The organism is Photobacterium leiognathi, from assembly GCF_030685535.1.
In the GTDB taxonomy this organism is placed as follows: Bacteria; Pseudomonadota; Gammaproteobacteria; order Enterobacterales; family Vibrionaceae; genus Photobacterium; species Photobacterium leiognathi.
Genome location: NZ_CP131601.1, coordinates 2,193,798 through 2,207,280, shown reverse-complemented (window position 1 = coordinate 2,207,280; position 13,483 = coordinate 2,193,798). Strand labels below are relative to the sequence as shown.

The following is a 13,483-nucleotide window of genomic DNA, read 5'->3' as shown; positions in this document are numbered from 1 at the left end:
TATGAGTTAACCCTTTTAAGAGCAATTGTTAGCCTGTCTACATATTAATTATGTATCCATTTTGTTCACAGATAACACCTATATGTCGTGTTCAAAATTAAGGAAGTAAAGACTGAAGAATTGCTATTCACCCGACTGAATATTGATTCTTTTATATCAGGCGTGGTTGCCAAAAGAGGTTAAAGTGAAACAATTTAAATTAAGTAAAATAACACTATTAATCATTACGGCGTTGCCTTTAATTGCTCAAGCTCAACCTGTAAATACGTCAGAACAGTCATCAACAATCGATTCTGAGCTGACATTAATTAGCTCAGAATCTACCGATGTTAAAACCGATATTCACACACAGAAAGATAACTCCCGCATATATTTAGATGAAGGTGCGATCTGGGCTACCCGGGACATTACCAAATTTTCACCTGTGCTTAATATTGATCTCAGTGATGAGGTTGAAGTTGAACACAATAAAGTGACAGATAGCCTTCGATTTAATATCCAAACTAATTACTCTCATTACATTAAGCGTTGGCAGCTTGCGGTATACCGTGGCAAAGATCGCCATTTATCTCAGCCATTAAAAGTGCTGACTGGTGATGAACTGAGTAATGATTTTGATATTGAATGGGACGGAAAAACTGAAACGAGCTATCAGTTTAAAGCTGGGGAGCAACTGATCTTTAGACTCAAGGTTTGGGATAAAGATTGCAACATGGATGTATCGACACTTGGTGTTACCGATTTAGTCCATGCTGATAAACAAGTGGAAATCGATAAACTTGATAATGATGACAACAATGAAAAGCGCACTTATGGCCGTGCAACATTGATGCGTCATAACATTCCCACGTCGTCAGGCATGGCGAAAATGATGGGTACAGGGCTAAAAGGCGTTGATACTGTCACCATTGGTGAAGATGAATATACGGTGGAAGATGGCAAATTATATGTAGAAAAGTATTTGCCAACAGATGCATACATGTTTCCAGTGAAAGTGAAATATGACGATGGCAAAGAGCGTGATTACCAGCTATTTGTTCGTATTCCTGATACTTACTATGCTCAAGCAGGTTTAGTGGATCTGTATTTTGGTAAAAACCATGTTTCAGGTAATAAAGATGTGCTAGGCGTGGATGAGCAATACCAAGGTGATATTTATAACCGAGGTCGCTTAGCCTATTTCGGTCAAGGTAAGTTTGGTGACAAGCTTCAGGTTATTGCCCATGTTGATACCAAAGAATCAGCGTTAAAAGATATGTTCAAACATCCGTTTGCCGCAGACGACACAACGGTATTTGATATCTTAGACGATGACGACGAAATGTATTACGGCAACTATGGTGATGAAGCCAATATTGAAAAAGTCGTTAATACCAAAGGTAAAGTCTATCTGGATGTGCAATATGACAAATCTAGTGCCATGTGGGGTAATTTCAATACAGGGTTAACCGGTACTGAAAATGCAGACTACAGCCGCAGCTTATATGGTTTTAAAGGGGATTATCGTACTCGTCAAACCACGTCATTTGGTGATGATCGTCTTGCTGTTACCGCTTTTGCTTCACAAGCCGATACGCTTTCTTCGCATGATGAATTCTTAGGTACTGGTGGTAGCTTATACAGTACTCGTCACGGTGAAATAGTACCAGGCAGCGACAAAGTCACTCTCGTTGTGCGTAACAGTAAAACAGGTGTTGTGGAAAGCCGTAAAACCTTGCAATCGGGTCGTGATTACACCATTAACCCGTTCCAAGGTCGTATTGTGCTGAATAAACCATTAAGTCAGCAGTCACAATCTGGTGGTGATGGAGTATTAGATTCATCAATCAATAACGATCTAGAAAACTATTTATCGGTTGATTATGAATATGTGCCAAACGGTAGCGAAGCACTAGAGCAAATGACAACAGGTGGACGGGTTAAAGGTTGGCTTACTGATAACATTGCCCTTGGTAGTACCTATGTTCAAGAGCAAAAAGATAATCAGAATTATCAATTATCAGGGGCTGACTTAACCTTAAAAGCCACTGAAGGGAGCTATTTAACGGCGGAATTTTCTCACTCTGAAGGGCAGCAAACTGACAGTAATTATTTGTCAAAAGATGGTGGTTTAAGCTTCGATAAAATTGAAAACACCGATCCAAGCGCAAAACGTCAAGGTGATATGATCCAAGTACATGCAGTCGCGAGTTTGTACGATCTTATGCCTGATACCTTTGGTGCTGTCGGTAACGATATTGAAGCTTGGTATCGTGATAAAGATTTAGGTTATTCCTATGCCAGCCAAGACGATAACTTGGCACAGTTAGCTTATGGCTCGAAGCTACGTTTGCAGTTTGGCGATCGAACACAATTAACTACTCGATTTGATCATTTAGATGAGCAAGACAGCAGCGGTAAAACAGTTACTGATATCGAACGTGTTGAAGTTGAAGGTCAATACCGAATTACCGATCATCTAAAAATTGCCGCTGCAGGTCGTCATGTTAATGAGCTTAATAATGACGATCAGCAAAGCTCTGGTGATTTGGTAGGCGTTCGTGCCGATTATGAATTTAACGATGACAACAGTGTTTACGTTAAAGGGCAGAAAACCGTTAATGCTAGTCAGAGTTTTGATCAGGACGATAGCGTAGCTGTTGGGGCAGAGTTTGCACTGAATGATGATTGGACGCTATCCGGTGAATATGCCACGGGTGATCGCGGCGATTCACTGCAAGCGAAAGTGGATTACCAAGTTAACGATTACTACTCTACTTACGCGAGTTATATCCAAGAAGATTACGATAACGAAAACAATATTGTTTTTGGTCAGAAAGCAGATCTCAGCGATACCTTGTCGTTCTATCAAGAAAATCAGTTTGTGGATGATAACAATGGCAAAGGTAAAGTGAACTCGTTTGGCTTTGATTATGATGTTAATGATGACGTTGACGCAGGTATTGCCTTTGAAAAGAGTAACTTAAAAAGTATAGATAATGGTGATATTGAACGAAGTGGGATCAGTGTTTATACCTCGGTTGATAAAGACGATTACAGCTTAAAGAATAAAGTGGAATATCGTGTCGATAAAGGTGATAGCAAAGTCACTCAATTTGTTACCACTAACCATTATGTTCATCACCTTAGCGATGAATACACCTTGTTTGGTAAGTTTAATTACTCGAAATCTAAAGATGAAACCAAAAACGAAGTCGTTGAACGCTACACAGAAAGCAGTGTGGGTTTAGCTTATCGTCCTATTTTTAATGATCGCTTGAACTTCTTAACACGCTACACCTATCTAGAAGATTACGATCAAACTGACCGTTCAAAAGAGCAAGATACCAATAATGAGAAAAGCCACATTGTTGAAGGTGAAACGATTTATTCAGTGAATGCTCATGTTGATCTTGGTTGGAAAGGGGCTTACAAGAAAAAATCTGAGCTTTATAAACGCAAAGACAGTAGCGATGTGCCAGTGAAGAATGAGATCTTCCTAACAGGTGTCAGTGCCAGCTATAAAGTGATGAAAGACTGGGATGTAACGGGTGAGTATCACTGGAAAAAAGATCGTGTGACTGATGATTTAGAGCAAGGTGCATTATTGTCTGTGAATAAACATATTAATGATAATGTGAAAATTGGTGTGGGTTATAACTTTTCTAAATTTGATGATGATTTAGTACATAACGATGATTACAACGCGAAAGGCGTATTCATTAACTTAGTGGGTAAATTCTAATGAAAAGATCACTCTTCGTATTATGTTTATTAGCGTTATTTACGGGTTGTTCTACTGATACTTATGTTAGCCAAGAAAACATCAATAAGTTTGATGATCTGACTGTGAAGAAGTTTTTAATTGCAGAGCTTAAACCGAAAGCAATAGCAGAAGATAAGAAGATATACTTGTCTTTGATCTCGCATTTTGACTTTGATAAAGCGGTTTTAAAACCACAAGACATTAAAGAGTTAGATGATTTTATTGCTAAAATTCAGTTACTTTCAGGTGATATCTTAATTGCAGGTCATACCGACTATCAAGGTAGTGATAGTTACAATGAAGCGTTATCGCTGCGTCGTTCACATGCGATTGAAAGCTATTTAAAAGCGCGAATTGATGAAAGTCATTATCATTTTGAAGTGAAATATTTCGGCGAGAAGAATCCCATCGTGAAAGGGCACAGCTTAAAAGCCAATGCATTGAACCGTCGTGGTTTGGTGATGTTCACTGAAATCTAATCGATAAATTCGAGATAAAGAAAAGGCGAGAAAGGTAACCCTTCTCGCCTTTTTTGATCTCGTTTATAACGAAATTATAGCTTGTCAGTTAGCTTAACAGCATCACCAATGTAGTTTGCTGGTGTTAGCTCTTTTAAACGTGCTTTTTCGTGCTCTGGTAGTTCAAGACCATCGATGAATACACGCATACCTTCACCATCAACACGCTTACCACGAGTTAGCTCTTTTAGCTTCTCGTATGGCTTCTCGATACCGTAACGACGCATCACTGTTTGTACTGGCTCTGCTAGTACTTCCCAGTTCTTATCAAGCTCTGCTGCTAGTGCTTCAGCGTTAACTTCTAGCTTGCTAATACCTTTCAGGGTTGATGTGTAAGCAATAATTGCATAACCACAACCTACACCTAGGTTACGAAGTACTGTTGAGTCAGTAAGGTCGCGCTGCCAGCGAGAAACAGGCAGTTTCTGTGCTAGGTGACCGAAGATAGCATTCGCTAGACCAAGGTTACCTTCAGAGTTTTCAAAGTCGATTGGGTTAACTTTGTGCGGCATTGTTGATGAGCCGATTTCACCTGCAATCGTCTTCTGCTTGAAGTGACCTAGTGCAATGTAGCCCCAAACGTCACGGTCGAAGTCTAAAAGGATAGTGTTGAAACGTGCGAATGCATCGAATAGCTCTGCGATGTAATCGTGTGGTTCAATCTGTGTTGTGTAAGGGTTCCAAGTGATGCCTAGAGAGGTCACGAACTCTTCACTGTACTGGTGCCAATCGATTTCTGGGTAAGCAGAAAGGTGAGCGTTGTAGTTACCTACAGCACCGTTGATCTTACCAAGAATTTCAACGTTTTCGATTTGCTTGTATTGACGTTCCATGCGGTACGCCACGTTCGCCATTTCTTTACCCATAGTTGATGGAGAAGCTGGCTGACCGTGTGTACGAGTAAGCATTGGGATATCACGGAATTGATTAGCAAGATCTTTGATCGCATCAATTACGTTACGTACTTCTGGTAGCATTACTTTTTCACGTGCTTCTGTCAGCATAAGCGCGTGAGAAAGGTTATTGATGTCTTCTGAAGTACATGCAAAGTGGATGAATTCGTTAACAGCGTGAAGCTCTGGCACTTCAGCTACTTTTTCTTTTAAGAAGTATTCAACCGCTTTAACGTCGTGGTTTGTTGTACGCTCGATCGTTTTAATACGTAGCGCATCTTCTTCACTAAACTCAGCCGCAATACGATCTAAGAATGCGTTTGCTTCAGCGCTGAATGCAGGAACTTCCACAATAGCGTCAGTAGCAGCCAATTTTTGTAACCAACGGATTTCAACGATAGTACGGTACTTTAGCAGACCAAATTCACTGAAGATGCTGCGTAGCGCACTTGTTTTACTTCCGTAGCGGCCGTCTACTGGGGAAACAGCAGTCAATGCTGACAGTTCCATATTGGGTTTCTCCTGATTTATAAGGGTTAAAACAAAGTTGTTTGCTTAGCTTGAGGTGCACTCAAGCCAAGCAGTATGAATCTCAATCTGTCGCTTTAGTTACGAGCAAGCAAGATTTTTGCTTGTTCGATCATTTGCTTACGACCAAACAATAAATGGCGACGTTTACCACCTACTTGACGCCAAAGTACCGCACCACGTACCGCAGCTAGCAATAGCGCACGTACTTTATGTTGTACGTGGGGTTGCTGCAGTTGTGCAGGAGTACCTGATACTTGGATGCGAGGGCCAAGTGGGCTAATAATATCAAGGTAAACACTCGCGATATTACTTAGCATTTGCTCGTCAAGTAGCTCAAAGTGATCACGTTGGCGTTTGATCATATCAATACGATCACCCAATTGTGACATGCTATCTCGACGACTTTCTAACTTACGCTCAAGTGCCATTACGCTAACCAAGTAGCGAGTAATTTCGCTACCTGATGAGCTGTTATCAATGTCACGGATCATGGATTCTAAGCCCATGCGTAAGTTGGCTTCATTTCCATATACAGCAATAGTATTAGAAGGATTGGTCTCAACAATACTATTTAATGTTGCGGCTAAAATATCGTTATCACAGTTACCGTTGCGGGCAACTTCCTGTACTAGTTTTACTGCTTGGCAAATACCAGCAAAGGCGATTGTTCGGTCATAAACAGTGTAAGCCACGGTGAAACTCCTTAAATTCGCTCTTCGATAATGCCGCCACCTAGGCAGATTTCACCGTTGTAGAATACCGCGGATTGACCTGGAGTAACTGCAATTTGAGGCTCATCAAAAATCACTTTAATGGTTTCATCATCCACAGGAATGATGGTGCAAGGAATGTCTTGCTGACGGTAACGTGTCTTCACCGTACAAGCCATGGTTTCACGGATTGGTTGACGATCAACCCAGTGAAGCTGCTTTGCAATTAAACCATTAGATTTAAGACGAGGATGATCTTTACCTTGACCAACAATCAGTAGGTTGTTTTCAACGTCTTTATCTACAACGTACCATGCATCTTCATGACCGTTGCCGCCTTTCTGACCACCAATGTGTAAGCCTTTACGTTGGCCTAGCGTGTGGTACATCAGACCTTGGTGTTCACCAATTTCTTTACCTTCGTCAGCGGTAACGATTTTACCTGGCTGCGCTGGTAGGTATTTGCCTAAAAATTCCGTGAACTTACGCTCACCGATGAAACAAATACCAGTTGAATCTTTCTTCTTCGCCGTGATCAAACCTTGCTCTTCCGCAATGCGGCGAACTTCAGGTTTTTCTAACTCACCCACAGGGAATAGGCTACGTGCAATTTGCTCGTGGCTTAATGTGTATAGGAAGTAACTTTGGTCTTTATTGTTGTCGACACCACGTAGCATTTGAGGCTTTTCGCCTTCTGCAGTAGGGAAGCTGCGACGTGTGTAGTGACCCATAGCAATGTAATCTGCTTCAAGCACTTCATCTGCAAACTCAAGGAAAGCTTTAAACTTGATTTCCTTGTTACATAGAATGTCTGGGTTTGGCGTACGGCCTGCTTTATACTCAGCAAGGAAGTATTCAAATACGTTATCCCAGTATTCAGCTGCAAAGTTGATGGTGTGCAGAGGAATACCAAGCTTGTCACATACAGCTTGTGCATCAGCGAGATCTTCTGCAGCAGAGCAGTATTCGTCGTTATCGTCTTCTTCCCAGTTTTTCATGAATAAGCCTTCAACTTGATAACCCTGTTGAAGGAGTAGGTAAGCGGATACCGATGAATCTACGCCGCCGGACATGCCGACAATGACTTTCTTTTGGCTGTTATCTGACATATTTCTCTTCAGTCGCTAATTTAGTGTTAAGAGCGTAATTCTAACAGAAAGCATTGAGCTGAAACAGATCGAGAGCAGAATCACACTTCAATAAATAAGTGACATAGCTTTATGTGCTAAGTATCAAACTAAAACAACCTTAAAAATTATTGTTAATACAATAACTAACAATAAAAAACGCTAATAAAATAGAGGTTGTAGGTTCAGTTTTAAACCTAACGCAAACGTTTGCTATTTGTTTGGATGATAATGGATATAGTGATGAATGTGTAGTTTTTTTAGTAGGAAAGAGTGTTTTACATTTTGAACAATAATTTGTGTGTTCCTTTTTATGAAAGAAACACACAGATCAAAAGTAGAGTTAGGCTGGGGTAGTTGCTGAAAGGGTAACTTCGCGCCATTCTCCAGGAGCTAAATCATCAACCGTCCAGTGCGCCATTTTATAACGAATTAAGCGTAGTGTTGGAAAACCAATATGCGCTGTCATACGACGAACTTGGCGATTACGGCCTTCTTTTAAAGTAATCGCAAGCCAAGTTGTTGGAATGTTTTTACGCTCACGAATTGGCGGGTTGCGATCCCAAATCTGTGGTGATTCGATAACTTCTACGCCAGCTGGCAGCGTCATACCATCTTTTAATTCCACGCCATCACGCAGTGCCTGTAAATCAGCTTCTGTTGGTGCGCCTTCCACTTGTACCCAATACACTTTTGCTTGTTTGGATTTAGGTTGGGTTAACCTAGCTTGTAAAACGCCATCATTGGTTAGAACCAACAAGCCTTCGCTATCTTTATCTAAGCGTCCAGCTGGGTAAACATCTTTTACAGGGATGAAATCTGCAAGGGTGCTGTCACCGGGTTCGCCCGAAAATTGCGTGAGAGTGTTAAAGGGTTTGTTAAATAAAATGATCTTTTGTGGACCGCGAGCTCGCTTCGGTTTATTTAATTTTCTTGATGCCCTGCGCTCATTATTGGCACGTTTTGGTTGACGAACCGTGGTGTTTGGCTTCATAAATACTGGCCGTAATAGAGATTTGTAATATAGACCGTCCTATTATACTTGAAAATATCACAATTGGCGTGTTGATAAAATTTCAAGTATGATTTGCTCGCATCTTACAAAAAGATAACAAATGGACGCTAGGAGATTAAAATGGATAGTAAAGTAGTTGTACCAGTTGCAGGTCAGAAAATTACCCTAGATTCTGATGGCAAATTGGTCGTCCCTAACACCCCAATCATTCCTTACATTGAAGGTGATGGTATTGGTGTTGATGTTAGCCCTGCAATGATCAAAGTTGTCGATGCAGCTGTTAACAAAGCATACGCTGGTGATCGTAAGATTGAATGGATGGAAATCTACACTGGTGAAAAATCGACTCAAGTATACGGTGAAGATGCGTGGCTTCCACAAGAAACACTAGATTTTATCCGTGAATACAAAGTTGCAATTAAAGGTCCTCTAACTACCCCTGTTGGTGGTGGTATCCGCTCACTAAACGTAGCACTTCGTCAAGAGCTTGATCTCTACGTATGTGCACGCCCAGTGCGTTATTTTGAGGGTGTACCAAGCCCACTTAAGCAACCTGAACTGACTGACATGGTTATTTACCGTGAAAACTCAGAAGATATTTACGCAGGTGTAGAGTTCCAAGCGGGTACAGCAGAAGCCGATAAAGTGATTAAGTTCCTACAAGAAGAAATGGGTGCAACAAAAATCCGTTTCCCACAACAGTGTGGTGTAGGTATCAAGCCTGTATCTGAAGAAGGTACTAAGCGTTTAGTTCGTGCAGCGCTTCAATACACGATTGATAACGATCGTGACTCACTAACATTAGTGCACAAAGGTAACATCATGAAGTTTACCGAAGGTGCATTTAAAGATTGGGGTTACGAAGTTGCGCTACAAGAGTTCGGTGCTGAACTGCTTGATGGCGGCCCATGGATGACATTGAAGAATCCAAATACGGGTAAAGAGATCGTCATTAAAGATTGTATCGCTGATGCATTCCTACAGCAGATCCTACTTCGTCCAGCAGAGTACGACGTAATTGCAACCATGAACCTTAACGGTGACTACGTATCTGATGCACTAGCGGCACAGGTTGGTGGTATCGGTATCGCACCGGGTGCAAACATCGGTGACGGTATTGCGCTGTTTGAAGCAACGCACGGTACGGCACCTAAGTATGCTTACCAAGATAAAGTGAACCCAGGCTCCCTAATTCTTTCTGCTGAGATGATGCTTCGCCACCTAGGTTGGACAGAAGCTGCAGATCTAATTATCAGCTCAATGGAAGCAGCAATTCGCAATAAGACTGTAACTTATGATTTTGAGCGTCTAATGGATGGCGCAACACTACGTAAGTGCTCTGAGTTTGCTGATGACATGATTGAACAAATGTAATCTATTGATTATGTGAATACTAAAGCCCAGCAATGCTGGGCTTTTTTGTATTTAAAAATCACAAACTGTATGTTTGTTAAGCATTTAGTTGAATGGTTCGTGCTTAAGATCTCAAAGGTGCTACATGACAGTGAGTAAGCTGTTTTCAACGCTGATTATTTGGCATATGATGAAAACATGTTAAGTGATATGTTAATAAAATGTTTTAAATAAAGGTTGTTTTATCACTTTTTTGATTATTCACTATTTATTCAAAATAATCGCTCTTTGTAAGTTTGTTTGCTGTAATTAAATACGTTGGGTAATGCTGTTTAGGTATGATTTTGCGTGGTAATTGAAGATAAGGGCGTAGACAAGTTAGTGCTTTGTTATTATGGTTTAGCCAGCTATGCCATATTGAGAAAAAATAAGTATAAGTTTGCAAGATAAATGAAAGGCGAGCTGAACTCACCTTTAGTACGCACAAAATGGGAGATACAAGGTTACTTTGCTTCATCGCCATCAGCGAGGACTATTTCACTAGCATGGTAACCTTTAGGACCTACTTGAACTTCGTAGTTAACTTGTTGACCAGCCTTAAGTGTTCTGTATCCTTCCATCTGGATTGTAGAGTAATGGGCGAAGATATCACCTTCACCATCCTCAGGGCAGATGAAACCAAATCCTTTGGCGTTATTGAACCATTTCACTGTACCTGTTGCCATGCTTTTACATCCCTCTTGCATTCAAGTTCCATTTGGCATTAGCTGTATACCAATACATTTGATTATTTGCATACTAATGCGCTTTGATGCAGATTATATCTACTACAGGTAACACTTTAGTAAAAAGAGCAAGTCAGTCAAGTGTTCTTTGTAACATTTTGATAAAATCTTTTTTGTTGGCGTAGCTATAGCCAGCTTGTGAACTAATGAACTAAGATGAAACTATGAGTAAGTTATACGAATGGATTAGCCCTGACTCCGATATTTTAGAAGAGGAAGAGATTCAGGTTAAGCCACCATCGATGTACAAGGTGATCTTAAATAATGATGATTACACGCCGATGGATTTTGTGATAGATGTGTTACAAACGTTCTTCTCCATGGATCTGGAGAAAGCTGCTCAGTTAATGCTCGCTGTTCATTATGAAGGTAAGGCAGTATGCGGAACCTTTACAGCAGAAGTAGCAGAGACAAAAGTAGCTCAAGTCATGATGTACGCACGCGAGCATGAACATCCGCTGCTGTGTACAATGGAAAAAGCATAATCTTTTTCCGGCACGCCATATTGAGTGGTTTTTAGGGGAGGTGCCTTATGCTAAATAAAGAACTTGAAGCGAGTCTAAACGGTGCATTTGCCCGTGCGCGTGAAAAGCGCCATGAGTTTATGACAGTTGAACATTTACTGTTAGCTCTGTTAGAGAATGTTGCGGCCCAAGAGGCTCTATTAGCGTGTCGCGCTGATTTAGACCAATTGCGTCGAGAACTAGATTCATTCATCGAACAAACAACGCCATTAATTCCCGCTGATGATGAAAGCCGTGAAACACAGCCAACACTAAGTTTCCAACGTGTTTTACAGCGTGCAGTATTCCATGTTCAATCATCAGGCCGTAGTGAAGTTACTGGTGCCAACGTACTTGTCGCGATTTTTAGCGAGCAAGAATCCCACGCTGCATATCTATTGAAGAAAAGTGATATTAGCCGCCTTGATGTGGTTAATTTTATCTCTCACGGTACTGTTAAAGACAGCGATAATGATGATGTTAATTCTTCAGATATGGGGAATGGCGAAGATCAACGTGCAGAAGCTAGTTCTGAAGATAAACTAGAGAACTTTGCGACGAATCTTAACCAACTAGCGAAATCAGGTGGTATTGATCCACTTATTGGTCGCGATAAAGAGCTTGAGCGTACCGTTCAGGTGTTATGTCGCCGCCGTAAGAACAACCCATTATTAGTTGGTGAAGCTGGGGTGGGTAAAACAGCGATTGCTGAAGGTTTAGCTTGGCGTATCGTTGAAGGTCAAGTACCAGATATCATTAAAGATTGTGTGATTTACTCACTGGATATTGGTTCGCTATTAGCTCGCACTAAATATCGCGGGGATTTCGAAAAGCGTTTCAAAGGCATTTTGAAGCAGTTAGAAAAAGAAGATCATGCAGTACTGTTCATTGATGAAATTCACACCATTATAGGTGCAGGTGCGGCTTCCGGTGGTCAAGTTGATGCTGCCAACTTAATTAAACCTCTACTAAGTAGCGGTAAATTACGTTGTATGGGCTCGACGACTTATCAAGAGTACAGCAATATCTTTGAGAAAGAGCGTGCACTATCACGTCGCTTCCAAAAAATTGATGTGATTGAGCCATCACTCGATGACACCACTAAGATCTTGATGGGTTTGAAGCCGAAATATGAAGCTCACCATGAAGTACGTTTCACCAATAAAGCGATTCGTGCAGCTGTAGAGCTTTCAGCTAAATACATTAATGAGCGTCATCTACCTGATAAAGCGATTGACGTTATTGATGAAGCGGGCGCACGTTGCCGTTTAGCACCCGCTAACCGCCGTAAGAAAACAGTGAACGTCAGTGATATCGAAGCCATGATTGCGAAGATGGCACGAATTCCTGAGAAATCGATTTCATCGAGCGATCGTGATGTATTACAGAGCCTTGATGATAAGCTTAAAATGCTGGTATTCGGTCAAAATGATGCCATTGATGTACTGACAGAAACTATCAAGTTAAGTCGTGCAGGTCTTGGTGCTGAAAACAAACCTGTGGGTTCATTCTTGTTTGCAGGCCCAACAGGGGTAGGTAAAACAGAAGTGACTGTGCAGCTTGCGCGTACATTAGGCATTGAGCTATTACGCTTTGATATGTCTGAGTATATGGAGCGTCACACAGTAAGCCGTTTGATTGGTGCGCCACCAGGTTATGTGGGATACGATCAAGGTGGTCTGTTAACAGACGCTGTGATCAAGCATCCGCATTCAGTGGTACTACTTGATGAGATTGAAAAAGCGCATCCAGATGTATTTAACCTGCTACTACAGGTAATGGATAACGGTACGCTAACGGATAATAACGGTCGTAAAGCGGATTTCCGTAACGTGATTTTCGTCATGACAACGAACGCAGGTGTAACGGAAACTGTGCGTAAGTCGATTGGTCTTATCCAACAAGATCATAGCCATGATGCGATGACTGAAATTAAGCGTGTATTTACACCTGAGTTTAGAAACCGTCTTGATAACATTATTTGGTTCAACCATCTTGAGAAAGATGTGATTGGTCAGGTGGTTGATAAGTTCATTGTAGAACTGCAAGCTCAACTTGATGCACGTGGTGTTTCAATGGAAGTATCAGATCGTGCTCGTGATTGGATGGCAGAAAAAGGTTACGATAAATCAATGGGTGCACGACCAATGGCACGTGTCATCCAGGATAACTTGAAGAAACCTTTAGCGAATGAATTGCTATTTGGTTGCTTGGTTAACGGTGGCTCGGTTCGTGTTGACTTTGTTAATGGTGAACTTGACTTCCAATTCAGCAGTGAAATGGAACCAGCCCATTAATCAAAC

10 protein-coding genes are annotated in these 13,483 nt (G+C 41.2%); 5 read left to right on the top strand and 5 right to left on the bottom strand.

The window, feature by feature from the left end:
* Positions 1-184: 184 nt before the first annotated feature.
* Together Q7674_RS17155 and Q7674_RS17150 are read left to right on the top strand one after the other, a co-directional pair.
* Positions 185-3,724 (top strand): putative outer membrane beta-barrel protein, encoded by a 3,540-nt coding sequence (locus Q7674_RS17155; RefSeq protein ID WP_045062753.1) that lies wholly within the window; start codon positions 185-187, stop codon positions 3,722-3,724.
* On the top strand, positions 3,724-4,224 hold the full coding sequence (locus Q7674_RS17150) for an OmpA family protein (protein ID WP_023931672.1): 501 nt from the start codon (positions 3,724-3,726) through the stop codon (positions 4,222-4,224). Before Q7674_RS17155 ends, Q7674_RS17150 begins: the two co-directional genes overlap by 1 nt.
* Before the next feature lie 74 nt (positions 4,225-4,298).
* Here Q7674_RS17150 and purB read toward each other — a convergent pair whose 3' ends face one another.
* From purB to rluE, 4 genes are all read right to left on the bottom strand, one after another.
* Positions 4,299-5,666 (bottom strand): adenylosuccinate lyase, encoded by a 1,368-nt coding sequence (gene purB / locus Q7674_RS17145; RefSeq protein WP_008987529.1) that lies wholly within the window; start codon positions 5,664-5,666, stop codon positions 4,299-4,301.
* Between the two features lie 95 nt (positions 5,667-5,761).
* Entirely contained in the window at positions 5,762-6,379 is a 618-nt protein-coding gene (gene hflD / locus Q7674_RS17140; protein WP_023931675.1) for a high frequency lysogenization protein HflD, read from the bottom strand.
* A gap of 11 nt (positions 6,380-6,390) precedes the next feature.
* Complete coding sequence (gene mnmA / locus Q7674_RS17135; RefSeq protein ID WP_008987527.1) at positions 6,391-7,506, bottom strand: tRNA 2-thiouridine(34) synthase MnmA; 1,116 nt, start codon at positions 7,504-7,506, stop codon at positions 6,391-6,393.
* 361 nt (positions 7,507-7,867) lie between these two features.
* A complete protein-coding gene (rluE, locus tag Q7674_RS17130) occupies positions 7,868-8,518 on the bottom strand; it encodes a 23S rRNA pseudouridine(2457) synthase RluE (protein WP_023931677.1) in 651 nt (216 codons plus the stop codon).
* A 141-nt stretch (positions 8,519-8,659) separates the two neighbouring features.
* Here rluE and icd point away from each other — a divergent pair, with 141 nt between their 5' ends.
* Entirely contained in the window at positions 8,660-9,913 is a 1,254-nt protein-coding gene (gene icd, locus Q7674_RS17125) for an NADP-dependent isocitrate dehydrogenase (RefSeq protein ID WP_305422933.1), read from the top strand.
* 482 nt (positions 9,914-10,395) lie between these two features.
* Here the strand turns inward: icd and cspD are convergent, their stop codons facing one another.
* Positions 10,396-10,617, bottom strand: coding sequence for a cold shock domain-containing protein CspD (gene cspD, locus Q7674_RS17120; RefSeq protein WP_305422931.1), 222 nt, complete (start codon positions 10,615-10,617; stop codon positions 10,396-10,398).
* Positions 10,618-10,841: 224 nt separating this feature from the next.
* Here cspD and clpS point away from each other — a divergent pair, with 224 nt between their 5' ends.
* Both clpS and clpA read left to right on the top strand, forming a co-directional pair.
* Positions 10,842-11,162, top strand: a complete 321-nt coding sequence (gene clpS, locus Q7674_RS17115) for an ATP-dependent Clp protease adapter ClpS (protein ID WP_008987523.1) — start codon at positions 10,842-10,844, stop codon at positions 11,160-11,162.
* Between the two features lie 47 nt (positions 11,163-11,209).
* Entirely contained in the window at positions 11,210-13,477 is a 2,268-nt protein-coding gene (gene clpA, locus Q7674_RS17110) for an ATP-dependent Clp protease ATP-binding subunit ClpA (RefSeq protein WP_305422929.1), read from the top strand.
* Positions 13,478-13,483 lie beyond the last annotated feature (6 nt).

Excerpts from the sequence above, each read along its gene's own strand:
- cspD (WP_305422931.1), bottom strand. The coding sequence starts at position 10,617 with ATGGCAACAGGTACAGTGAAATGGTTCAATAACGCCAAAGGATTTGGT.
- purB (WP_008987529.1), bottom strand. The coding sequence starts at position 5,666 with ATGGAACTGTCAGCATTGACTGCTGTTTCCCCAGTAGACGGCCGCTAC.
- rluE (WP_023931677.1), bottom strand. The coding sequence starts at position 8,518 with ATGAAGCCAAACACCACGGTTCGTCAACCAAAACGTGCCAATAATGAG.
- mnmA (WP_008987527.1), bottom strand. The coding sequence starts at position 7,506 with ATGTCAGATAACAGCCAAAAGAAAGTCATTGTCGGCATGTCCGGCGGC.
- Q7674_RS17150 (WP_023931672.1), top strand. The coding sequence starts at position 3,724 with ATGAAAAGATCACTCTTCGTATTATGTTTATTAGCGTTATTTACGGGT.
- clpS (WP_008987523.1), top strand. The coding sequence starts at position 10,842 with ATGAGTAAGTTATACGAATGGATTAGCCCTGACTCCGATATTTTAGAA.
- icd (WP_305422933.1), top strand. The coding sequence starts at position 8,660 with ATGGATAGTAAAGTAGTTGTACCAGTTGCAGGTCAGAAAATTACCCTA.
- clpA (WP_305422929.1), top strand. The coding sequence starts at position 11,210 with ATGCTAAATAAAGAACTTGAAGCGAGTCTAAACGGTGCATTTGCCCGT.